The 22,692-nt window shown below is 51.0% G+C and carries 20 protein-coding genes and 6 pseudogenes; 7 read left to right on the top strand and 19 right to left on the bottom strand.

Annotated features, from left to right (window positions below):
• Positions 1-70: 70 nt before the first annotated feature.
• The 4 genes from ACVBEG_RS13750 to ACVBEG_RS13735 form a co-directional block, all read right to left on the bottom strand.
• A complete protein-coding gene (locus tag ACVBEG_RS13750; RefSeq protein ID WP_447107877.1) occupies positions 71-559 on the bottom strand; it encodes a hypothetical protein in 489 nt (162 codons plus the stop codon).
• Between the two features lie 369 nt (positions 560-928).
• Positions 929-1,420: a hypothetical protein gene (locus tag ACVBEG_RS13745; RefSeq protein ID WP_447107876.1), complete on the bottom strand. Its 492-nt coding sequence runs from the start codon at positions 1,418-1,420 to the stop codon at positions 929-931.
• Positions 1,421-3,813: 2,393 nt separating this feature from the next.
• Positions 3,814-4,854: a hypothetical protein gene (locus ACVBEG_RS13740; protein WP_447107875.1), complete on the bottom strand. Its 1,041-nt coding sequence runs from the start codon at positions 4,852-4,854 to the stop codon at positions 3,814-3,816.
• 68 nt (positions 4,855-4,922) lie between these two features.
• The gene (locus tag ACVBEG_RS13735) at positions 4,923-6,476 is read right to left on the bottom strand and encodes a hypothetical protein (RefSeq protein ID WP_447107874.1); all 1,554 of its coding nucleotides are present in this window, start codon (positions 6,474-6,476) and stop codon (positions 4,923-4,925) included.
• 75 nt (positions 6,477-6,551) lie between these two features.
• Between ACVBEG_RS13735 and ACVBEG_RS13730 the strand changes: the two genes are divergently transcribed.
• Both ACVBEG_RS13730 and ACVBEG_RS13725 read left to right on the top strand, forming a co-directional pair.
• Positions 6,552-6,902: a hypothetical protein gene (locus ACVBEG_RS13730; RefSeq protein WP_447107873.1), complete on the top strand. Its 351-nt coding sequence runs from the start codon at positions 6,552-6,554 to the stop codon at positions 6,900-6,902.
• Positions 6,899-7,218 (top strand): annotated as a pseudogene (locus tag ACVBEG_RS13725) (LysR substrate-binding domain-containing protein); the annotation flags it as partial. The gene ACVBEG_RS13730 and the pseudogene ACVBEG_RS13725, both read left to right, overlap by 4 nt.
• Positions 7,219-7,292: 74 nt before the next feature.
• Here ACVBEG_RS13725 and ACVBEG_RS13720 read toward each other — a convergent pair.
• Together ACVBEG_RS13720 and ACVBEG_RS13715 are read right to left on the bottom strand one after the other, a co-directional pair.
• Positions 7,293-7,361 (bottom strand): annotated as a pseudogene (locus tag ACVBEG_RS13720) (transposase domain-containing protein); the annotation flags it as partial.
• A gap of 71 nt (positions 7,362-7,432) precedes the next feature.
• On the bottom strand, positions 7,433-7,684 hold the full coding sequence (locus tag ACVBEG_RS13715) for a transposase (protein WP_447107872.1): 252 nt from the start codon (positions 7,682-7,684) through the stop codon (positions 7,433-7,435).
• A gap of 1,554 nt (positions 7,685-9,238) precedes the next feature.
• Here ACVBEG_RS13715 and ACVBEG_RS13710 point away from each other — a divergent pair.
• Entirely contained in the window at positions 9,239-9,568 is a 330-nt protein-coding gene (locus ACVBEG_RS13710) for a hypothetical protein (RefSeq protein ID WP_447107871.1), read from the top strand.
• Positions 9,569-9,766: 198 nt separating this feature from the next.
• Here ACVBEG_RS13710 and ACVBEG_RS13705 read toward each other — a convergent pair.
• The 4 genes and pseudogenes from ACVBEG_RS13705 to ACVBEG_RS13690 form a co-directional block, all read right to left on the bottom strand.
• Positions 9,767-10,069: pseudogene (locus tag ACVBEG_RS13705) on the bottom strand (TetR family transcriptional regulator C-terminal domain-containing protein); the annotation flags it as partial.
• 636 nt (positions 10,070-10,705) lie between these two features.
• Positions 10,706-11,032, bottom strand: coding sequence for a hypothetical protein (locus ACVBEG_RS13700; protein ID WP_447107870.1), 327 nt, complete (start codon positions 11,030-11,032; stop codon positions 10,706-10,708).
• Positions 11,033-11,333: 301 nt separating this feature from the next.
• The gene (locus ACVBEG_RS13695; RefSeq protein ID WP_447107869.1) at positions 11,334-11,750 is read right to left on the bottom strand and encodes a hypothetical protein; all 417 of its coding nucleotides are present in this window, start codon (positions 11,748-11,750) and stop codon (positions 11,334-11,336) included.
• Between the two features lie 365 nt (positions 11,751-12,115).
• On the bottom strand, positions 12,116-13,009 hold the full coding sequence (locus ACVBEG_RS13690) for a LysR family transcriptional regulator (protein ID WP_447107868.1): 894 nt from the start codon (positions 13,007-13,009) through the stop codon (positions 12,116-12,118).
• A gap of 163 nt (positions 13,010-13,172) precedes the next feature.
• Between ACVBEG_RS13690 and ACVBEG_RS13685 the strand changes: the two genes are divergently transcribed.
• The 3 genes and pseudogenes from ACVBEG_RS13685 to ACVBEG_RS13675 all read left to right on the top strand — a co-directional run bounded on the left by ACVBEG_RS13685 (position 13,173) and on the right by ACVBEG_RS13675 (position 15,965).
• Positions 13,173-14,366 carry an MFS transporter gene (locus ACVBEG_RS13685; protein ID WP_447107867.1) on the top strand — a complete coding sequence of 398 codons (1,194 nt, stop codon included), beginning with the start codon at positions 13,173-13,175 and terminating at the stop codon, positions 14,364-14,366.
• 421 nt (positions 14,367-14,787) lie between these two features.
• Positions 14,788-15,006: pseudogene (locus ACVBEG_RS13680) on the top strand (transposase domain-containing protein); the annotation flags it as partial.
• A gap of 194 nt (positions 15,007-15,200) precedes the next feature.
• On the top strand, positions 15,201-15,965 hold the full coding sequence (locus ACVBEG_RS13675) for a hypothetical protein (RefSeq protein ID WP_447107866.1): 765 nt from the start codon (positions 15,201-15,203) through the stop codon (positions 15,963-15,965).
• Between the two features lie 697 nt (positions 15,966-16,662).
• Here the strand turns inward: ACVBEG_RS13675 and csgH are convergent.
• From csgH to ACVBEG_RS13640, 7 genes and pseudogenes are all read right to left on the bottom strand, one after another.
• On the bottom strand, positions 16,663-16,971 hold the full coding sequence (gene csgH, locus ACVBEG_RS13670) for a curli-like amyloid fiber formation chaperone CsgH (RefSeq protein ID WP_447107865.1): 309 nt from the start codon (positions 16,969-16,971) through the stop codon (positions 16,663-16,665).
• 5 nt (positions 16,972-16,976) lie between these two features.
• Entirely contained in the window at positions 16,977-17,486 is a 510-nt protein-coding gene (locus ACVBEG_RS13665) for a curlin-associated protein (RefSeq protein WP_447107864.1), read from the bottom strand.
• Positions 17,470-18,378, bottom strand: a complete 909-nt coding sequence (locus tag ACVBEG_RS13660; protein WP_447107863.1) for a CsgG/HfaB family protein — start codon at positions 18,376-18,378, stop codon at positions 17,470-17,472. Before ACVBEG_RS13660 ends, ACVBEG_RS13665 begins: the two co-directional genes overlap by 17 nt.
• Before the next feature lie 50 nt (positions 18,379-18,428).
• Positions 18,429-19,418 (bottom strand): hypothetical protein, encoded by a 990-nt coding sequence (locus tag ACVBEG_RS13655; protein WP_447107862.1) that lies wholly within the window; start codon positions 19,416-19,418, stop codon positions 18,429-18,431.
• A gap of 35 nt (positions 19,419-19,453) precedes the next feature.
• Positions 19,454-19,885: a curli assembly protein CsgF gene (locus tag ACVBEG_RS13650; RefSeq protein ID WP_447107861.1), complete on the bottom strand. Its 432-nt coding sequence runs from the start codon at positions 19,883-19,885 to the stop codon at positions 19,454-19,456.
• 11 nt (positions 19,886-19,896) lie between these two features.
• Positions 19,897-20,340, bottom strand: a complete 444-nt coding sequence (locus ACVBEG_RS13645) for a CsgE family curli-type amyloid fiber assembly protein (RefSeq protein ID WP_447107860.1) — start codon at positions 20,338-20,340, stop codon at positions 19,897-19,899.
• A gap of 314 nt (positions 20,341-20,654) precedes the next feature.
• Positions 20,655-20,915, bottom strand: a pseudogene (locus ACVBEG_RS13640) (transposase); the annotation flags it as partial.
• A 327-nt stretch (positions 20,916-21,242) separates the two neighbouring features.
• Here ACVBEG_RS13640 and ACVBEG_RS13635 point away from each other — a divergent pair.
• Positions 21,243-21,377: a hypothetical protein gene (locus ACVBEG_RS13635; protein WP_447108489.1), complete on the top strand. Its 135-nt coding sequence runs from the start codon at positions 21,243-21,245 to the stop codon at positions 21,375-21,377.
• A gap of 52 nt (positions 21,378-21,429) precedes the next feature.
• Here ACVBEG_RS13635 and ACVBEG_RS13630 read toward each other — a convergent pair.
• Positions 21,430-21,768, bottom strand: a pseudogene (locus tag ACVBEG_RS13630) (MFS transporter); the annotation flags it as partial.
• Positions 21,769-21,960: 192 nt separating this feature from the next.
• Positions 21,961-22,179 carry a hypothetical protein gene (locus tag ACVBEG_RS13625; RefSeq protein ID WP_447107859.1) on the bottom strand — a complete coding sequence of 73 codons (219 nt, stop codon included), beginning with the start codon at positions 22,177-22,179 and terminating at the stop codon, positions 21,961-21,963.
• Positions 22,180-22,692: the final 513 nt, after the last annotated feature.

Here is a 22,692-nt window from a genome sequence, read left to right as displayed (position 1 = left end):
TAAGTCAGCTGCCAAAAATTTTGACAGCTGCTGAAAGAGAGTTCAATTTTCTCTCCTGAAGTGGTCTAGCTTAGGCTGCGTACGCTGCAATCATCGGGATTTCTTCAATTCCGTGCAGTGCTGAGAAGTACCCGGTCTCTCTAAACTTGGCAATGATGCAAAATATAATCCAGTCGTGAAATGAGTGAATTTCCTCTTGGCTCTCGAAGTTATCCATGTGCTGTGAGAAAAGATCCTCGATGCCATGATTATGCTCGTTGAGTGTTACTGGGTCGTTATCTTGAAATCGATATAGTACATTGCACGTTTTTCCTATTATCATTGAGTAAAGTATAAATTTGCTAAGCACATGTCCCTTCGATGTGGAGATCATTACATCTGCGGCTTTATATCTGGCCATCGTCGAATGCTCAATGTCAAAGTTTTCTGCGATGTTTGGTCCGTGATGATCTACCGAAGAGAGATCAATGCTGATTCTCTGAGGCTCTCCGAGTATTTTGATGAAGGGGCTATCGGGCAGCGCGGTAGGGTTAATATCAATAATTATTGCTTCTTTCATTTTGTTTTCGCTCTTTGTTTAAGTTTGGTTAGTTTGATTTTTAAAACGGGTATAGTCAAGTTATTTTTGTATATTTAATTTTGTGTATCTGGCAATACATATTTTGTTTTAGAGTCGTCCCATCTATTTTAATTGATGGGGATTTTGCATGGCTGTCCATTATGACTAGCTTGTGTTTGCCTGCTACCTGTCTTCACCTGTCCTGTTTTTTAATGCGGAAAGCTATTGCCTAAGGCGGCAGTGGTAATTGTGTCCAATTGACCTGATGGTCTAGAAACTTTCCATTGGGCAAAGAAATCCCTGAATGGTGGAGCATGCGGTTCTTTTAGTAGTGAAGTTGCTGACAGGCCAAGCAAGCCGGCGAGTGTATTAAGAATCTGCAATAAACAGCTGCGGCGTGTGCTTTATTTTATGAAGCTGAAGTAGGCTATTGTCTGAGATCATATATTCAGAAACGTTAGTCATTATCCATCTGTTCAGCTGCTGAGACGGAGTTGTATGAGGTCGACTTATGAAAAAACGGGGCAGCGCTTCTTGAATTCGTATTTTCTCTCCCGACTCAATTTCAAGCAGAATGGGTCCTTTGCGTTTGTAGTACATACGGTATCCGCCGTTGGGTTCGCGTAGAGAGTTTACTTCAATGAGTTGATGTATCTTCCCTGTTAGGGTTTCTACTTCGATCTTTAGCCAGAGGGACCTAACACTAGTGTGTTCGCAAGTGTTCTTTGCTGGACTGTCTTCGTCCATTTCAAATACGATGTAATTTATTCTTGTAGGTGTCCCAATTATTTCTGTAGCTAGGGCACGCAGTGCGGATAGATTCGAAATTGTTCTTTGGATGGGTGTTTTGAAAGTGCGCATTTTAAAGTTTCCTGTTTTTTCGTTGTGCTATTGTTGGTGGCTGGAGTTGATAGTTACGAATAAAGCTATTGGGTTTTCTAATAATTTTTAAGCACGCATTAGGTAGAGTTGTGTTTATGAAGGCATTGTTATTGTGCACCAAGCTGATCTAGTTTGGGTAAGCACTACTGCGTATGAAATGCGCATCGGTCGCCAAAGCGCGGGCATTATTATAATTGTTTGGCCGTAACAGATTCTTTGTAATTGCTTTGTGAGTGGTCTGGAGTGTCTAAATGTGATCTGTGACGGCTCTTAGAATGCTGGTATAAATTCTGTGCCGGATGCTATCGCTTTCTGTGTCGATGAAGTACGAAGGAAATATTTGGCTGGCGCAAATGGCTTCCCCATTATAGGGATGAAAGTGGTCATTTTCGTCGATACTGACGAATGCGAAAGGATCGTCTGTTTGACTATGCACGGTTAGTACAAGAAATGTTGAGCGGAATATACCAGCCGGAACATATATTTGAGCGGCAATGATTGATCCGTCGGTTACACCTTCACCATGCGGTGTCGTGAACCAATCCGTGAAAGAGATAACTGATTGTTGGGTGTGTGGCCACAAAAGGGTGTGGTGAGGGGGAAGTATCGCGGACTCAGACCGAATATAGTGATTGTTGTTCATGTGGTTACCTCAGTTCATTTTTGAGGTTTCCCATGTTAGAAAGCGAAATAGAAGTTGTCAACATTTTTTGTTGACTATAAATCTCATCTGTGGTATTGACAGATATTAGCCTTTGATTTCGTGGCTTTGGTAAAAGTCAATAGTAATTAGAGGATCTTTCCCGTTGAGTGCGCCAAATTACGAGGAGGGGCTATGACGGGCTTTTATGTATTGCTTTGGGCTGGTCGATGTCCTGTTTGGTTCGCTCCCCCCCCCTTCGATGATCGCTAGAAAGTGAAGCTGGGGCTACCGACGTGTGGCAGGTCTTCTTGATGCGTAGGAGTGAACGCTTTCGCGCCTCTGCTGGGTTCGCCAGGTATGTAGTCTCAGCGCAAAGGCGTGTTGCCAGCTACCTGCCCATGTTTGGCGCGTTAGTATCGGTTCCTCCTTGTTTGGTTTTGGCAGATTGCGCTAGCCTCCTCAGGCGGGTAGATGGCTGCTGAATGTGCGCACTGCTCCAGGTAATGCCTTTCCAGGCTCATTAGTAAACGAGAGTTGGTCGAAGCCCGCAGGGGCTCCGCTTGCGGCCCAATCCTGCGGATGCCCTGTAATGCTTTGGGATAAGCTGTAGTGGCCGTTGGTCGGCATCTTGGTGGCGTTTTGCGGGCTTGGGGGAGGCTAGGGTGTGCGGCGATTTTCGATGCCTTCGGTTCAAAAGCTGTGCGATCTTCCGGAAGGTTGGTGATTCAAGTTGAAGTGCGTCGGTGCCATTCGGTCTCACCTTAATGCCTAGGGTGGCTCTGTGAGGCTCTCGGATGAGTTTTAAGTGGCCTTTAGCCGACGCCCTCGTAATGAGGTGGGCTAGATGCTATTGCGGGCTATACGGCAGCTTCCGAAGTCTTTGGCGTGAAAGCCGCAGACGAGATCGTAATGGTGATCGGATAGTGCTCAAATCAATTCAGGTTTTTGAAAGTATAAGCAGGTTTTCATTATTTCGCGCGCGCGTATAATATATACATACAACATGTATAAACCCCTAGCTCGCTGCGCTCGCTAGGGAAATTACCAGTAAAAGCTATTAGTATTGTATTTGCAGGTAATAATCAGTTTCCTGTCAGAATCTATCTATTGGAAACAAAGTAGCTTTAAATATTTTAAAAAAACTTGTCAAGTAAGTCAAGCATATTTATTAAAAATAAATTTATAATTTAAAAATAAGGATGATTGTCATTTGTATTTTTGCGGGATAACTAAACCTGCTCGTGTTGACGAGTGGAATGCAAACTGGGTTTTGAATACAGAGGTATTGAATAAATATGTGGTTTTCTTGAGTGGTAAACTGTTGTATTGACACTTTTACCATCACAGAAATGATCAGCTTGTGTAGCTAGTGTGCTATCTCGAAATAAACGTTCCCGTGAGGCGGTCATATCCATCTGATTTTTATGAAGAAAAGCCAAGATGAAAAATGACTTTATTCTGACACTGCACACTAGTTGTCTGAGCGGTAAATCGATTAGTTTATTTTGTATCACGCTCAGCTTCGCCTTATGTGCCGAGCCGGAATTCATAGAATAACTGCAACGCTTGGAACGATAGACAGAGAGCCTGTCACCGTTAGAATCCAGGCTCTCACGCCAAAGGATTCAAACGCAGATGACTACGCCTTACCGGCAGCTGACTCAGGGCTGAACTCACCTTTGCGTGACGCTGCAAAGGTGCTTCACTGACTTCGCGGCAGAGAATTAGATCAGTGAATACTTCGGGACACTGCGCGGGGAAATTCATGGCGAACGAAATTCACGCTTTCTATTCCGTACCACGCCACTAACGCCTTGCAATGTTCTGCGCCTGTGCTTGCAGTGGCCCGGGCGGATGCCTGAAAAGCTCCACGAGACTGCTCCAGCGCCTGGCTCGCGCAGGTGATGAAACCGTGGATGGCTGCATTGCGTGCCTTGCGCCATGTGTTTAGCTCAGCTAGCAGTTGCTCCGGGTAATCGTGAGCGGCACCTCGCCTACCTGAAACCTCTCTCAGCAACCTGTGAAGCGATGGATTGGAGAGCTTGGCATCGGTTGCTTTGAGAAAGTTGAACAGGCAACTGCTGATCAGGCACTCCTCCAACGCAATAGCTTCCAGGTAGTAGCCATTTTCCAAGGCGCCGGTTATCTGGCTTAGGGCAGCCTGATAAGCCTGGTGGCGTGTCTTCAACTGAGCTACCGCTGCGTCATAGTCGATGTCACGGTCTCGGCTTAATTGCAATGCTTCGAACAACGAATACCCGCGGGTGGCGATGTGTTCCCTGTCGAGGTTCTTTTGGAACGCATAGAGCGCGTTGTGATAGCCGTCAATGAATGCATGCACGGCGTACCCGACACTATCAGCCCAAGCAAAATACTTGCCGGGCACTTCCGGCCTAGGGAGGCCCGCCAGTGAATGCCCTATCTCATAAATCCAGTCATGGGAGACCAGTATCAGGGCGCCAATGTGAATGCAGGTCATCCGTTGCTCGGGAAAAACGTAGGACATCTCCGGCTGCCAATCTGCAATCTTCTGGTACTGGATTTTTCGGGTAGCTTCCTCGCTCCCCATACGTTCGTGAATCAGATCGGTCAGAAGTCTGTAAATCTGCACCGGTTGTGGCGACAAATGCATTTTTTCATCGAACCCGAAACAGTGAGATAAATATACGCAGAACTGCTCCAGGATAAGCCGCCCATCTTCGCGAATATAACGATAATGGGTGACGTCATCGATGAAGGCTTGACGTTGCGCAGAGAGGTCAAGTGCCATGGCCTATTCCTAAGTAGCGGCCACATACCTTGTCGGTAATGGCCACCTTCGAAGCGTTTACCTATACGTCAGATCAGCGAATCTATCTTGCTGATAATGCGAGTATTTTTAAGGCGCAACAACGTCCTCGGCATTAATGTATCTGCGTCTCGGTAGTGTGCAGGTGTGTATCCCATCAAGCCTGAGTACTTGGAGGCTTGCCCACCCAGTGGCTCATATCGGCTATCGAACTCTGCCTCTTCGCCGCTCGTGCGCAGCCGTTGGTACTGGCGTTTGCAGAATGCGCATATCTCAAGGTAAAGCGGAATGAACAGCGGACCAGCTGTGTATTTGGCGCCCGCCAAGGCATTCTGAAAATGTTCGAGTGCCAGGTCATCGCTCCCTGACGACATGGCCTCCACCGCTGCCCGCCATTCATTCATCCACACTGGCGAGGCTTGGGTGCAGTTATACCAGCGGTCGACGCTCAGCGAGTCGAAGGCCGGGCCGTACCAGTAGTCCAGGGCGGTGGGGAGGCGGGTATCGATCTCTGCCAGGCCGCTCCACAGCCTGAGCGTTTTTGCATATTGCCGATAAGCTTCCAGCGAAGCTTCAATGACGGCTCCATCCGCAGGGTCAGCGTTTTCAAACAACAGGTCCAGGGTATCGGTCACTGGCAGAAGGCAGCTCACAGTGCCTGGCTGCGGATAAGGCGCGCCTTGCACGGGCTGTTCAGTGCCTCCGTATTCGAGAACCTGAAGGGTGAGGTTGTGGCATATGAACGCCGAAAAGGCCTGGGTCGAAAACGTTCTTTCATCGACCTTGTCTCGCAGCAGATACGCCAGGGGCCGCACGGTGTCGAATACGCGGGTGAACTTGATCTTGTTGTGTTTGGCGAAGCGCCCCACTGTCTGTTTTGACTTTGTGTCAGTGAGCGTTGATTTAAGGTCGCGCGCCCACACCTCGGCGTCGGTTACATCGTGGTTTTTAGCACTTTCATGAAACTGGTTCAGCTTATGCCGGGAGACTCCGCATTCGCTCAAGGCAGAGTCAAGGAAGTCGACGAGTGGCCACTGGCTCTCTGCCGGAATCGCGCAGGGCCAAATCGTGCCTGCGGGAGACTCGGCAACCAGAGTTCTGACCAAACGCGTGAGTGTTTGGCCAAGAAAATGATGATAAGGATTCGACTGGGTGGCAGGGCACTCTCTTAAGAATTCGCGATAGTACATCGTCGCTGAGCGGTAAAAGCAGACCGCCAGTTGCGAGACGCCATAGCGGGCATACCGTTCCTCGATCAACGCTTCGATAAACTGCCCTAGCTCGACAAATTCATCATACGAGCCAAAGTCTGAACGGGCCAACTCCTGGACCCAGGCCTGAACAGTTCTGTCTTTTTTGGTAAGCGTGGCCTCTTGGGGGGCGATTTGCGTAGTGACCGCCACCAAGTCATTCAGCGAGCCATATATACCATCTGCTTTTTTTATAGCCTCGAACGCTTCGTGCAGCGCCGCGCGCCGGCTCTTTTCGGTTGCGGGAACCGTGAAGGTAATGTCGTTATTATCGCTGGCCCATAGCCCCAAACAATCACACACCACCTTGTTGAAGTAGCCCAGTGTCGGCATTTTATGGTCGGTCAGTGCCACGGTTCCGTCCTTCTGATGAATGTGCCGCCATTTTAGGCAATATGGCATTCAGTTCTAGGTATCAAAATCGCAATCGTGGTACTTGGCCCAGCATTACACGCGTGTCAGGCACCAGAACTTTCATCTGGTTGGCTCGGCGATTGGCGCTACAAGGTCAAGCTGCTGGCCATCGCTGTCGCCTTGGAGTCACTTCCCTGTGCTGCCGCTGAGCAAAGCAACATTGCCGAGCTTCGCCACATGGCCACTCATACGAATACCGCATGGACCTCCGAGAACGTTATTCCCGAGGGGAAAGACTATCTCTCTGACCTTGCGCGCATGGCCCCAGATGAGTTTTCACAACACATCGACGCGCTTTATAAGCAAACGCTGGAAGAGCTGCGTAAGCTAATGGGCATTACAGGTTGCGCAACGGCATCCAGTTAGCCGAGGGCATCGACTGTGTACTGAGAGTTGGTGATCTTCCGGACTCAAGTATGGTGGCCAGAGAAATTGGCGTCGTCATCATGGTGACCTGTGCGTCCTCAGATTATCTCCAAGCCTGCGGGGCACCCATAACCCTGCAAGATCTAGTATGCCACCGATGTGTCAGCTTCCTTTCCGGTCCTGCAACAGGCCGCTGCCTTGGCACTTTTCGGTGGACGGCGAGGGTCGTCCTCATGCGTCTAATGGTGGTATCACTGTGGATGAGTCAAATGCCTACGTTCAAAGCGGTGTTGCAGGCTTCGGCATTGTTCAAGCGTAAGCGACTGGGGATCACGCCTTGCGTGACGCTCCCCAGTTATGCGGCAACAGCTTCGTGACCTATCTAACCGTCTACATCAGAAGCCGCTCGAGCACATCCTTCGAATACTCGTACGGATCATGCTCATTGAGCTTGGCCGACTGGAGCGACCCGTGCTACGGCTTTTAGGCCGCTCCAGGTGCTTTGGGAGTTAAAATGACCGCACCATCAATCAGTTGCAAATCAAACTCCTGCCCAACTTCCCAGCCTTGCTCCAGAAGCACTTCTGACGGGATCTCAACGAGCAAGTCTCCTGAGCTAAAGCCGGTACCTGATGATCCCGATAAACAGGTATCCATTTGCGAACCAGATTGGCGTTGATGCCGTGCCGCAAGGCTACGCTGGCGATCGAGACGCCAGGTTGCAGGCATTCCTGAACGACCTGGGTTTTAAAAGATTTGGAATAAGAGCTTCGTAGGCGCATGGCAATCCTGACGATAAGGGCGATGGTGTCCACGTATTTTTAAGTGGAGAACATCGCCCTTATGGCTGGGATCAGGTAGGTGACTTCACCGGCCGGTTACGGCCTATCGTCCAAGGCCACGCTTGGTTTCCGTGCTTTATCCAAGCAGAGCGCATCTTGCGCCTCAGGTCGACGCATTTGTGGATTGGCTGAAGGAGTATTTTCCTGTGCTACACCCCAGCTGGTTCAAAGTACGCGAACCTGTGCTCCTATACTGACTCGGTACCGAGACCGGCTCTTGCTGTAAGGTGTGTTCGGCGAACGCTTACCACAGGTCTGTGCAAACGCTATGTCTGTCCGCAAGGTGCGGTGAAAGGAGCCTCCGTGAGGCTCTATAACGCAATCTAAGCGACTTTCGGGCGCGGGTAGTGGGTTTGGGTGGGGTGTTCGGGCGCGATGTTTTGGAGGGCTTGGGCGGACGATGTGATCCAGTAATTACCAGTAATTAGAGTTATAGAACTCATTCCTAAACTTGCTTCATTTGAACGCGCGCGCACGTATTATATATATAAAATATCTAACATAAGCTCTTACTCACTTCGTTCGTAAGAGAATTTAGCCAGTGGGCATATCTTTATATGCTTCTTCGAGGCGGGTAGTCGGCTGCTGGATTTGGGGAATATTTGAGAACAACAAATTCATTTTATTGGCATAAAAAATGCTTGTCAAGATAAATTTGCATAATTCTTAATTTATGTTATAGAAATCAGTAATCAAGATTGATTCTCATATCGTCGATTTCATACGTTTTGAATCGTTTTCGGGGCCGGAGCAATAGGAAAGCCTGTTTCCGGTGTGATCGGTCTTGGCATTCCAGATAGGATTAGGCGAAGCACCCTTGGATTGATTCGCCACCACTGTGGTAGTTTTGCGCTAGTGTGCAGTGTCAGAATAAAGTCATTTTTCATCTTGGCTTTTCTTCATAAAAATCAGATGGATATGACCGCCTAGCGGGAACGTTTATTTCGAGATAGCACACTAGCATCTCACTTCGAGTTTTGCTCCCAGTTATGTGATCGCCCATAGAGCTCTCTGTGTTGAGCGCGAAATTGCGCTCAACTTGACCACCCGCTTGCATTCGACAGATTCCCCTGCTAATCGAGTTGCTAAGCTGGTCGAGAAAATGGATTCTCATTTAATGAGGCTTACCGCTCCTATCAATCCATTCCCCGCTGAGCAAATTACCCGAAGCGTCGTGACGTCAGTTGACCTCTGGCTGCTTCTGTTGAAAAAGTCGGCTTCGGTTTCCACGTCAGAAAAGTATGCACCTGAGATTGAAATCCCTGCTTTATACGCAGAGGGTTAGCGCCGACAGAGAAAACCCAATTCGGCGTTATTACACACTCTGTACCGGTCTCTGCCTATTGGAAATAGCTGTGTTCGACGACAAGCGGTAAGTCCTGCGTTTCACGGAGCCAAGGTTGCTTCGAGTCAATTCTGCGACGGGATACTACAACCATCGGCCACGCTGATAGAATCGGGCAAGTTTCCCAAAACATCCCTATGAGACATGGCATGAATACAGAATTGACGGAAGAAGAGATGCGTCGAGCGTTATTCGGTAATGCCGAGTTTTCTACGCCGGTAACCTCTGGCGTGGAAGAAGTGCTCTCGGATGTCGTGATCGTGCCGCCAATAAAGGCGGTGACGAAAAAGAAAGTTGCGAAAGCCTTCACGCCGAGGCTGAGTGTCACTCTCCGGGTAGGAAATGAGTTTGAAGGCGAAACGCAGGAGATAATCCATGAGGCCGATACGCTGAGCACCCTATTGGCAGAGCAAGAAGCCACAAGGGTGGCGAAGAAAAAATTCAGATATGTGGAAGTGATATCGATCAAATCGATGTAATAGCGATCTCACTAAGCCTGCGCCATGATATTGAACCGCCTTGGCATTGCATAACTACGCCAAAGCTGGCTTAGGGACTGTGATCTCGACAGGAGTTTCCAAGGACAGGCCGCTGTCGACCCAGGCGGCCAGTCGTTACCGATGGACGTTGGCCTGAAGCAGGCACCTCTGCAACAAACAACAGGTTAGTGGCGTCGCTTAAGTGATAAATGCCGAGACCTTTTTTCCTTTCTCCGCTTTTGGCACAACACCGCGAAGCACCATTCGAGTATTGGTCGCTGCCACGATCTCATAGTCTGCGTCGTCCGGTTTTTGTGTGCCTGTAATGAGAGACATCTGCCAGCCAAGATTGGTATAGGTCCGGGTTGCTGACCAGATGAAAAGCATCAAATGTTCAGGATCAACGGGTGCGAGCAGGCCACGGTCGATCCAGCTGCGCAGCTATTCGACGTTGCGCTGAGCCTCGACTTGCAGCAAGTTCTTGCATTCCACAGGTAGCCGCAGTATCAGTATCAGTTAAGGCGGCTGAAGGCTGCACCAGAATATTTCCTAATGGTCTAGGCGGTTAATCCATTGATTTATTTTTTATCATGCTCAGCTTCGTCTTGTGTACGGAGCTAAGTGATAGGGTCATGTGCAAACCAATCCAATAACCATGTTGCACACAGCTCCTCCAACTGCCCTATATATCGTTACTGGTAGATAAATAAATTAACCGCTCATTCTACTAGTGGCTGATTCCGGCAAGGCCGGCTTTGCCTGAAAGCGATTAGGGAAAGTCCGGTCTCGACTGACGTGGGTCTTGCTCAGCGACTCATCCCTAGGAAAATCCGCTAATTTATCGTTTAACATAAACTCGCTAATCCCCCTATATCTAAGCATGCATAAGTACTCACGGGCATCGGTGAGATTGCATGACTATCAACTTTTTTCGATTGCGGCCTATCACGACATACAGCTATCGACCGACTCTGTTGAAAAAAACAGCCACCCCGTACCTAAATAACCAAATGCCTTTGCTTGACGCGTAATTGCATCGGACCTGACCGACACACGCATTAGTGAGAGTCGGTAAATAGTGGCCGAAATGAGTCAGTCGCAAGTGTCAGAATGGGTGAGAAAACTTGGTCGTCACGTTCACTGCGTATCTGTCACGCTTCCGCCGTCGTTAAAGAAGTCGTCCGTAGCAACCATGCCAAAATTTTCGGTGAGTTTGTCCTTGTCGTTTTCACTAAACATCGTTTGGATACGCCTTTCCTGCTTAAGACTGGCAACTGCCTGGAAAAAGCAGAGTTCACACAGGTGTATTTCGTAGCGCTCACCATCGTGGGCTGAGCCGTATCCCCAGTGGGCCTGCAACATGGCATATTGGAAGCCTTCGCCCTCGACACGAGTGCTATTGAGGCAGACATCGCACAGGATGTCGCTGACGGTCTCAACTTCTTTATTTTCTTTGATCTTCATTATCAGTTCCCGTAGCCATAAACAAACCCATTTAGGAAAGCATAGTAGACGCAGCACAACGACAAGACGCTACCTGTGGGGAAACCTTACTTTTGATGCTTAGCACCCTTGCAGTCTCGGATCGCTGTCTTGCGAAAGCTCCTACCGAGCGGGGTCTAATTCCAGCTTGCGCCTATCTGTGCGGAGGCGGGGGTAGCTGCCATTCCTACCGCAACCCAAGATACAGTGAGTCTGCGAGGCAATTGCCTCGCAGACATAAGAGACCTTGGTTTCGAGACAGTACATTAAGCAGTGGGGGGCGTTAATGGATAGTGCTCATCAATCTATTTTGTAGCTGTGGGTCGGTTAGAAGAAGCCACGCGAGTATTACGCTGTTGAGCGAAAATCTAGATTTATAAGCCATGTGGTAGTCTGGAAATAGTTCGCTGATAGATCCATGACGGCTACTTTCATACTCATCTTCGATATCTGCCGGGCGCAGTTTTAGGCTGTTTGATGGAGTACCAAGGGTTTTTTGCTGCAAAACATGAAATCTCATCAAAAGGCAAGAGTGAGCGCCAAGTATAGTGGCTTCTACGGCCACCTCCAGGTAAAGTTTCCCTTTTCGAACGTGTGGGAAAGGTCCTGTCAGTTCATGCGTAATAGATTGCAATGGGCCAACGAAGCTTTCAAAAATTGATACGTCAAAGGTTTGCTCATTACTGATATTGATAGTCATCTTAATGTCCTAAATTAAAAAGCACCCTTTTAATTTAAGATCAAAAAACTGAATGTCAAATCGCCTTGGCACAAATAGTTTATTTAGTCTGATGGCGGTGAGTTGCCACTGGTTAATTCAAGATGGAAGCGGGAGAATGCCAATTGGTTGGTAGAGGTTGTTGAAGGGTTTTCGTGCAGGGGTGGGGCCCCCCTGAACCTTCTGCGCAAAACACAGATTTCAATCTCAGGCGCGTACTTTTTTGCCATGGAAACTAACGCCGACTGTTTTCAGCAGAATCGACCCATTCGGTCATTCGTAGGTAGGTACAAATATCTTCAAAACGGTGCACACCATCTGAGTTGATGGATGACCTTGCATAAATTCTATTCCCGGAACCTTACAGCCTTCACGAATGCAGTAAAGGCCGGTGATGCTTGCCGTCGGTTGGGATAATAGAGGTGAAAGCCTTCGAAATAAGGACTCCAGTCGGCCAGAACTTCTTTTAGTCGCCCGCTAGCATGGTGAGGCTTGGCAAGAAATTCCGGCACGTAGGCTAATCCGATGCCATCCAAGGCAGCGTTTAAGACGTGGATCATGCTGTTTGAAGTAAATTGCCCGTTAACCCTGATATTGAGCTTGCGATCACCCTTCTCGAATTCCCAGGCGTAACACCCCCCATTCAACGAGTGCCGGATGTTTATGCAGGTATGGTTGGTCAAATCCTGCGGCAGAAGTGGAGGTGAATGCTGTTTGAAATATGCGGGCGATCCAACCACAGCAAGCCGCCAATCAGGGCCGAGGCGAACCGCGATCATGTCCTTGCTTATGGACTCTCCAAGGCGTATGCCAGCATCAAAGCGCTCACTCACGATGTTTGTGAAACCATAGTCAATACTGATTTCTACCTGGATATCAGGGTATTCCGCCAAAAAGCCTGCAAGCATTGGCCTCAAGATACTTTCTGCTGCGTCATCAGAGCACGTAACCCGGATCGTTCCTGCGGGCTTGTCCCGCAACTCACCTAGCACTTCAATTTCTGCGGCAATTTGGTCAAAAAGCGGCCCAATCGAGCGCATCAATTTTTCGCCAGCTTCAGTAGGCGCCACATTGCGTGTCGTTCGGGCCAATAAGCGCACCCCCATCCTCTCCTCAAGTCCCCTGATGGTATGACTCAAGGCAGAAGGGGTAACGCCAAGCTTTGCAGCTGCCTTGGTGAAGCTCTGATCTCTGGCTACAGCAAGGAAGGATTGCAGGTCGTTTAATTTTGGCTGGCTCATTGCTGAATTTTTCTCACAAACGCATGTAAATAGCGGCGTCTAATCATCCTAATCTCTTGGCCCTAACCTGTGCTCTACATTTTGCGAGTCGCCGACTTGCTGCGCGGGATGCAAACACCACTGCAACCTCGTGGCGACTTTTGGCTTAACAGGTAAGAGATGTATGAGCACATTTGATTCGACTTTAGGTCGGCAAGCGGTCACAGCACATCCTCCAGCATGGGGCGCTGTTTTCTCAATGGCGCTTTGTGTCGTCGTCCTGATTGCATCAGAATTCATGCCCGTCAGCCTGCTCACGCCAATCGCACAAGATCTCGCAATTAGCCAAGGCCAAGCAGGCCAGGCTATCTCGATTTCAGGCTTTTTCGCGGTGCTTGCCAGCCTGCTTAACGCGCCTTTGACTGGACGGTTCGACCGTAAAAAAGTGTTGCTCTGCTTCAGTTTGTTGTTGGTGGTATCTGGAGTGTTAGTGACTTCGGCATCCAACGGGACTGTTTTCATGGCTGGGCGTGCTCTATTGGGTGTAGCCATTGGCGGCTTCTGGTCGATGTCGACCGCAACGGTGATGAAGCTTGTCCCAAAGGACTCCGTAGCGAAGGGATTGGCGCTTATCAATGGTGGCAATGCTTTGGCAGCTACCGTCGCAGCACCCTTGGGAAGCTTTCTCGGACAATACATAGGGTGGAGGGGGGCTTTCTTCCTCGTCATTCCACTGGCTGTCCTCGCTTTTGTATGGCAATGGATGAGCATTCCGGCAATGCACAGTCAGCAGAGCACCAAGGCTAGCAATCCATTCAAATTGCTTCGCAATCCTCAGGTTGCCATCGGCATGGTGGCGATTATGTTGCTGTTCATGGGCCAGTTCTCTGTATTTACCTATCTACGTCCTTTTTTAGAGAGCATCACGGGAGTGAGTGTTAATACGTTGTCACTCATGCTGTTTTTACTTGGCGTAAGTGGCGTTGTAGGTACTTACCTCATTGGTACTCTGCTCCAAAGACGTATATACGCCTATCTGATCGCGATCCCTCTCTCGATGGCCGGTCTTGCAGCTGTTCTTATCGGTCTGGGTAGCTCGACGCTGGCAGTCGGAATTGTGCTCGCAGCTTGGGGACTGGTTGCTACTCCGGCGCCGGTTGCTTGGGGTCTTTGGCTTAGTAGGACGCTTCCTGACGACGCGGAGGCTGGTGGCGGCCTCATGGTAGCGGCTATTCAGTTGGCCATTACGGTTGGGGCAGGCGTCGGTGGTGCTCTGTTCGACGCTATGGGGTGGTGGAGTCCATTTGTATTTGGTGGAGCGGTGTTGATTGGCTCCGCAACTTTTGCATGGGCCGCTCTACGCAACGCCTACCCTTAGACGTGTAGAAATCGGTACAAAATCTACGCTGTGCATGGGTGTAAGTAATGACGATGCGAGGCGAGCTTAGCTGTTGATTCGTAACCGTCCGGGTCCTGAGGGATTTTTCCCGCAGGTACAGCGGCGTGATTCGAGGGTGGATTGAATACTACGGTAAATTTTGGTTAAGAAACTTCAGCTATCGCTTGTAGAGTGCGTTGGGCTCGCGACTGCCCAAGTGGATGAAGAGCAAGTACCGGATCTCGACTCGTTAAACGGGGCATAGGCTACGTCTTGTTCGAAAAGGGAGCCCGGAGTTTTGTTCGAGCATTGGTATTTACTACGTGCATCGAATGTGTGGTCAGGAGTCGTATGACGGGAGACTGTCACGTACGGCTGCTGAGAGCAGCCGAGGGGGAATTCCCTTCGGCTGACTCGCCTCGCCGGGTCGTTGCGCAGCGGGAAGCGTGCGGCTGCGCTGATGAGTTTGATCCAGTCGGCCAAGCTCAATGGGCATGATCCGTACGAGTATTTGAAGGACGTACTGACGCGACTACCGACGCAGCGGGCGAATGAAATTTTCCGCATAACCAGATGCCGTGACGCAACCTGTAATGCCCGCTCGCTTACCCAGAAGCTTTGTAATGAGCTAGTCTACTGAACTGAACTGACGTGATCGGTTGCGGTGTGATCAACAGCAGCGAGCGTCGTATACTCCATTGCCAGACAACATCCGGTTAGTGAGTCGGTGTGTGATTTCGGTCTCAGTCAGCCTCGACCCTATCTGGTCGCCTTCACGGCGTCAGGGTTGGCACGGGCGGACAAGCTCACTCCACGGCCGTGAGTACGCACCCAATGCAATATAAAACGTTCTCTGATGATCAGATTGAGACGCTGGTCGACGCAATCAATACCAATGGCTTCGCCGTTCTGCCGGGGTGGGCGTCCGATGTTGAACTGTCTGAATTACAAGCAATGGTAACCGAGGCCGTCAGTGCTGCGGGCAATCAATACATTGCTTTAACCGGCAACCAGGCTGTAGCCGGTTCACTTTTGCACGAGTGGGGTCAATCGCCAGACTTCATCGATTTATGCCAACGTGTTGTATCCAAGGGCACGGGGCAGCTATCCACCGAGCCAGGTCTACATCAAGTGTTGCGGTGTCTCATCGGAGACCAAGGTCAGCGTGAGTCGTTAATATTTCATTATGACTCATTTGTTCTGACGACGATTATGCCTGTCTGCATGCCAGATAATAGCGACCCTGGTGATCTGCTCATGCTCCCCAATCACAGGCCTATTCGGCAAAATTATGCGCTGAACCTGATGGACAAACTGCTGATAGATAACCAATGGTCTCAACGCCGCCTGGCAAAGCGGCATGCCAAACACGCAGAGGAGTTCACGCAGATACGAATGCGGCCGGGGGATATGTATCTATTTTGGGGGTATCGTTCACTGCACACTAATCTCCCCGCCGATCCCAATGTCATACGAGCAACTGCCGTTTTTCATTACCAAAACGTGCATGGTCGTAGCTCACTGGCAAGCCGTATCCGCCGGTCACTGGCACAGTTAAAACCGCAGCGGGCTGCTCAAATGGACGAACCAAAAACGTAGCCGACGAAGCAAGGTACCATGGTCACGCAGTGACGCCGATAAAAGACCTCGGAGAGCCCGTAAAAGGGCTCCGAGGGCTTGGGTAAGCCGCATGGGCCTGTTGCACGATGATTAGCTTCAACGTTCCAGGAGTTGAGCTTTCTTCACCGATGGCATCGGAAGAGATTCGCTTCCTCGACCAGTTGGGTCGCCAAACATCCTCCGATTAGAACTAGGCGCTCTACTTATCCAACCCATTCGTGAGCAGGGTTTCTGCGATTATTGATAGCGTTGCTGTTGAGCGCTTTTAGGGTGGCGGCAGAAGAGCAGGGATATTCGGATGCTCTTGAACTCATGCGTGCCGCTCTTGTCGCTTTGAAAATAAATGCCCGTATCATCGCTCAAACTGAAGATGGGCTGAGGGGCCAGATCCGTATGCAGGTTGAGATTGATGGATATCCGATCTGATTTCGCATTCCTGATCGTTAGGAAGCGCCGGGTCGGTTTGCTTGGCCCTCTAAGCTCCTATCCATCGATAGTTTTTATCCTTCCCGTGTCCGGCTGACTTTAAGAAAATGCCCGCCCGGAACGCCGCTGAGCCCTCACTGGTGAGTGCTGCTCTTTCATAGTGATGCTGTTGGGGCGTCTGATCTTGTGACTAAAGACGCTGGACTGACGACTAGCCATCATTTACAGATAGATTTTTGGCTTTTTTTGATCACTCAGCAGATGTTCCTTCGCACGATCCCTCTATCTCTCTAAGCAGCGCATTTTGCTGAAATACCTCCAGATGCACGTGGCAGGTCGCACCTGCGGGCAGGCTCAGCCTCACGCTCGCTGACGGGATGCCTGTCTGAATATCACCTTGTTGGTTAATGCTTGAGTCCCCGCCCGCGCTACGTTGGCGCACGGTCAGGCGGTACTGCAACGTCAGCGGGGTCGGGTTGTCGATATGGGGGCGAATCATCACGATCCCGTCGTTGCGCTGGGTGTCGATCGACACGGCCAGTTGGGAGAAATCCATCATCCAGTTCACCTCTGCGTCACATTAGCGCTCATGTTATTGCCGTACTGGGTGACCGACACCGTTCCGCTGATCCCGGCCTGATTGACTGACGCTTGGTTTGCTTGCCCATATTGACCGACGAAGGCCTGGTTATACGAGCCGCTCTGGGCCACGTTGACCAGATTATTAATACCATGCTGTGTGGTGCTGGCTTGGTTATAGCTACCTGACTGGTTAATCTCCAGCCCGTTGCTCAAGCCCGCTTGCTGTGCCGAGATCATGTTTTTTAAACCACTTTGGGTGATCAGCGCTTCGTTGCGATTGCCGATTTGGACCTGAGCTAGGCGTTGATCGGAACCGCCCTGATCCACCTGTGTCTGGTTGTTAGAGCCGATTTGCGTAATGGCGGCGGCGCTTCCGCCCGCCGTGATACCGGCATAGCGCGGTTCGGGCAAAAGGTCGCCAGCCTGACACAGTGCGCTGCTGGCAAATAACGCCGCTACCAAGAGCCGACGTCGGTTAGTTTTGAGTGCCATCTTTATCTCCTGCTGAAAGCAGTTTGTTATCGCCGGTGGAAGCGGTGATGGGCAATGTCGTCATCTGTTCGTCGTAGTTTTGCAGATAGCTTTGGAGTAGCGGCTTTTTGAGATCGTCCGGGTTTTTCAGGTGCCAGCTACCGTCGCGTGCACCTTGGGCGATCAAGTGGATCAGTGCGGTTTCGATTGCCTCTCGCACGCATTGCTGCACGGGCTCATTGCGCGAGAACCCTGTCTCGACTTCCAGCAGGTGCTGAAACGAGACGAAGCGGAAAATACCGAAATCGACCTGGACCGAAAATATGGTCTTGCTGGTGGTGATACTTTGTATGACCTCGCCGCTACGGATGTCGACCGCGCGCAGGTTGATCGTCACCTGGTCTTGCCGGTACAGCTCGGATGGCCCTACCCCGAGATAGCGGACGCCAATACCGCCGGTCCTCACGTTGCTTTCATAGGCGACGATGGCGCCTTCAATCAACATGTTGGCCGGTCGCAACGGCGGCAATTGGACCTGCGCCTTGTCTTGCGGCTGTTCCAAGGCTCGTATGATTTTGCGTTCAGTGAGCAGGTCTTGCAGGTTTTCGCGCTCGACCGGCTTGAACCAGTGCGAGTCGCGCAGCGCAGTGATCAAGAGCGATGCAGCACCCTGGGTCACTGATGTGGAAAACGAACTGTCTGGCGACGGTTTGTATTGACCGGTTTGGTCGCGTAAGCCATATACCGCTACGGTAATGGGCCCGACTGGCGCTGGCAGGTTCGTCAAATCACGTGAAATCTGTGTAGGGGGTGCCAGCGTGGCCGGAGAAAAGGTCGACGCGGGACGGGAACTGGCACAGCCGGCGAGAAGCATTACGCCGAATACAGTCAGTGGTATCAAGCGGACGCGCATTCTCTTCCTCCAATGAAGCCCCGCCGGGAAAACCGGCGGGGAAAAACGGATCAGTGCTGGTTGATATTGGCGCTGTTACCGCTACCACCGCTTTGGCTGACGTTGGCAGCCAGGTTGTTACCGGTTTGGGTCAGGTTCACAGTGTTAGCCGCTAAGACTAGACCGGCACCGGTCTGGCTGACGACAGCGGAGTTGCTGTTGCCTGTTTGCAGCAGAGTTTCTTCGTTGAAGCTGCCAGACTGGTTGCTATTGGCATAGTTACCAGTGCCCGTCTGGTTAACGGTGGCCTGTAAGTCAACGCCAGACTGGTAGAGACTGGCGCTGTTCCAGTCGCCCTGTTGATTGGCACTGGCCGTACTGTTATTGACAGAAACTTGTTGTACATAACCCGTATTGTTATTGCCAGTTTGGTTGAGGCTAGCCCCGCCGTTGATGTTGCTTTGCTGATAGATCGAGCCATTGTTGTAGTTACCATGCTGGTAGACCCCAGCATAGCCCCCGCCCGCGTTGTAGTTCTGAGTCACCGAAGCCGTGTTGTTATTACCCGTTTGACCAATGTCACCCCACGGGCCGCCAACATTACCCACTTGAGAAATCGACGCAGTGTTATAGCTGCCGCCGTAAAGACCTTGGGAAATACTCGCCACTCCGTACTGATTGCCATCTTGATTGATACTGGCAGAGTTGTGGTCGCCGGCCTGATGGGTCTCGGCGCTCTGGTTGAGGCCATTTTGGTAAATGTTGGCGTTGTTGCTGTCGCCAGCCTGGTCAGCGGCGCTGATGTTGCCGCTTTGCAACTGAGTGATGCTGATACCACTGTTGGTGGCGGTCTGCTTGATCGGCGTGCCGCTGGTGCCGGCAGTATTATTGTTGCCCGTCTGGCTGATGCCAATCGCCGAGTAGGTCGCGCCGGCCTGGTCAACATTCAATACGTTAAGGGAACCGTTTTGCGAGGTGGTGACGCTGCTGGAATCAGCCATGGCTGAGCCGGACAGTGCAACCAGAACTGCGAGAGACAGGAGCGATTTACGTGCATGCATGATGTTTTCCTTTTGTGTTTTATGGCGTGCGAAATTTACGGCTGGTTCACTTGAAACTGCGTGGACTGGCCGGTGGTTTTGTCGGTAGTCACAATTTGCAGCAGTCCTCCTTGCAGGTTGGTGATTGAAATACGGAAGTCGGTGGTCTCAACCGTGCCAGCGGTGAGCTGACCATTAGGGCCTACGATGCTTGAGGTGACGGCGGAGGACACCCGACTGAGGATGGCGCTCTGCAACATGGCGTTGAATTGAGTGAGAGCGCTCTGCCCCGTTGTCGCTGATGACGATGACGAAGCCTGATAGTGGTTTTGCGCCTGCGCCTGGTTTAGTAGCACCGGTCCGTTGAGCGGGTTGCCGCCGAACGAAGGATTGATCGGCTGGTAGACCAGCTCGCTCGCGTTGAGCGTGATAGCCGGCAGGCCGAACGATAACGCCAGGCTGATAAAAGCCAGGGATAAACGGTGCATGGAGGTCTCCTTCATAGTTCGTCACGGGCCATGTCCGGGTCGCCAAAAAACTGTGCGAGTTGGTAGTCGAGAATGGCTTGGTAAACCTGTGCGGCGGCTTCAGTGCCAATGGGGGGTATGAGGCTACGGTTGGGCGGAAGAAACATCTGGAACAGGCGGCGGTTACCGTAGTCGACGAATACCTGACTGCCCCAGCGCGCGCTAGGCCGCTCGGAAATGGCAACGGTGAAGTGGCCGACCTCATCTTTTTCATTCCACGCGGCGGCGAAGCTGTCGTAAAACGCGCGCCCGGCGAGAGTGATGGTTTGCCCGGTAACAATACCGCCGACTTCAGCACGATTGAGAGTACGGCTCTGGTCGAGAGTGGCAGTACTGTCGACGCCATCCTGTGCAACCACCATAGATACAACGCACAGTTGCAGGGCCGCCACGCTCATGAAGTGAGAAAAAAGCATGTTTATGTAGACCGATGAAAGTAAGAGTTAGCTTGGTATAGCCGACCATGACCAATCTGCCACTACTGGGATAGAAATCTCCTAAATTTTTTATTGACGCCTGTACTTTGTCGTATTAACTTATATGTTATTTAAAATTTCTATTGGAAATAACTATACCGAAATCAAAAATACTCCCGGCAAACGGAGAAATAGGATTTAACTGAATGATTGGGATTTATTGATAAACACCACCTAAACTATTTTTATTTTAAATAAAACATCTGCCTCTCTTCATATACGCTACAGTCAAGTGCGCCGGCGCACTCTCGACCCCTGAATGGATGCTCTACCTTGGCACGCATTTGCGCCTTGGCGTGTTCGATCTTGCGCTTGATCTGTTACAGCACGCTGCCTTTGCCGTGATGCTTGTAGCTGCTTGGCCGTGCTGCAATCGACCAGATAACGTCTCGTTCAGCATGCTCCGGTCGCTTGGCCGCACCGGTGCATCCAGAATCTCCCGAGACATAGCTTTCGGCACCGTGCAGCAGTTTGTCGACCTGAGTGACATCTGCCACGTTGGCCGCCGTCCCTACTTCCGGCATCGCAGCCGAAGATCGCGGTATCGCTTCGGGCATGGCCAGTACTGCACAACTAGTACGTGTAGTACGTGCAGCACTTGGATTGGCCTTGTTGGTTTGCATCGCTACATCCGGTTTGCCAGCCAACGTCAGTAGTTCCCGCGTTGAAATGCTGGCCCCTATGATGAGTGGCCTACGTACCGCGCTCTTCGCTCCCGAAGCGCTTGAGGTACTGGCTGCGATCGTCACTTTCATTCGAGTTCCACGCCATCAATCGGTGCGTCCTGTAACGGCACCGGCTGCCTAATCGAACTGTTTCCGACTTCACTTTGGAGAATGACCATGGCTGTTAAATCCGATCTTCCAATCGTTTTCATCGTAGGAGCCACCGGCCAAACCGGTCGCCTGCTCATCGAAGAGTTCGACCGCCATCCTGGCGAAGTCCAGCTACGTCTGAGCGAAGCGCGTTTGGTATGACCAGCGTCGGAAACGGCCGCTGACAGGCGTAGCGATAGCCCCGATTGCACCCCACTGACCGCCATCCGAAATGGTCTGCAATGAGGCTTGATACGGGGCGCGCTAAAAGAACGCCCAACAGCGAACTGACCATGATACCGCCGACCACTCGAACGCGTGATTCTTCGGATGCCAAATGCGCAGCAAGAGGGATGAGGATCTGTACCGACACCGAACTGAAGCCGATCAGCAACGATGTGATCAATAGGCCGCTTGGGCTTTCAGTCATGCCTGCATCCGCCGGGCTAGCATCCGAAACCAGCGCGGTTGCAATCATCAGCTTGCGGTTTTCAAGTAGATCACCCAGGGGCACCAAGAAGAAAAAAACCAGTGCATATCCGATCTGGCAGAGGCGGAACCGAACCATCGGCTACAGGCTATGTATTTTCTGGTGTGTGTTGGTTTTGTATCTGGTTGATGCCCCCCCAATATGCCCCAAAACGAAAAGTACCCATCTCATCCGGTCGATTTTCCCCTCCGGCCAAAGTTGTCCGGTAACGGGGCTACTAATATTTGAGCTATCAGATGAACGTCCCGACTTGGCCTATTGAGATACCGTCAGAATCGGCGCGACGGCCTTATGCCCCAATTCTGGGGAATGAGCTTCTGGCTGAGTCAGGTTTTCGCTATCGAGTTCTTGAGGCGTTACCGGGGCTACTCGGTCAGCCAGTATCAAAGCCAGAACCAGAACGACAAAACCCAATATCACGGGGAATGATCCGCGCCAGAACACGACGCGTTGGCGGCGCTGATGTGCGTTCATTTGTGCCGCCCCCTCTCAGTTCCGGCTAGATTATTTTGTTCAGCATGGCTGAGCCGCTTCAATGTAGCGCCTGCTGCCGATGATCGCTAGCCCGTGAAAAGTTGTCGGCTGACCGACTCCGCAAAAATGTGGAGTTGGTGCTAGTGCCACACTGTTTCGGGGGAGTGGTCGGCTCTTGACTCCGCTCATTCATGGGTTCTGTTTTCACAACGGCGTCATTCCCTTTTTTAGCCTGTAGCGTCTTTACGGTGATTTCCTAACGGTGAGGGTGAGAAATTGACTGATGCCATCTCACGTCGGTGACACCAAGTCGCTCTGCAAACTCAACAATGGTCGAGTAGCTACCCTCCCAGCCAGACAGTCTTTCTCGTAGCGCAGCGCCTGAATCAAGCAGGGTGTAACACACCGCGTCGTGTGGAGAGAGATAATTGGCAGGATGCTCAAGCACCCTTCTTTGGCCTTGGAAGCTGTAGCAAATGGTAAAGCCCATGACGCATCCTCGACGCAAATGAA

The sequence above is a fragment of the Pseudomonas sp. GG8 genome, from assembly GCF_052976945.1.
The sequence above is the reverse complement of the archived record's forward strand: the minus strand, read 5'-3'. Positions and strand labels throughout refer to the sequence as shown.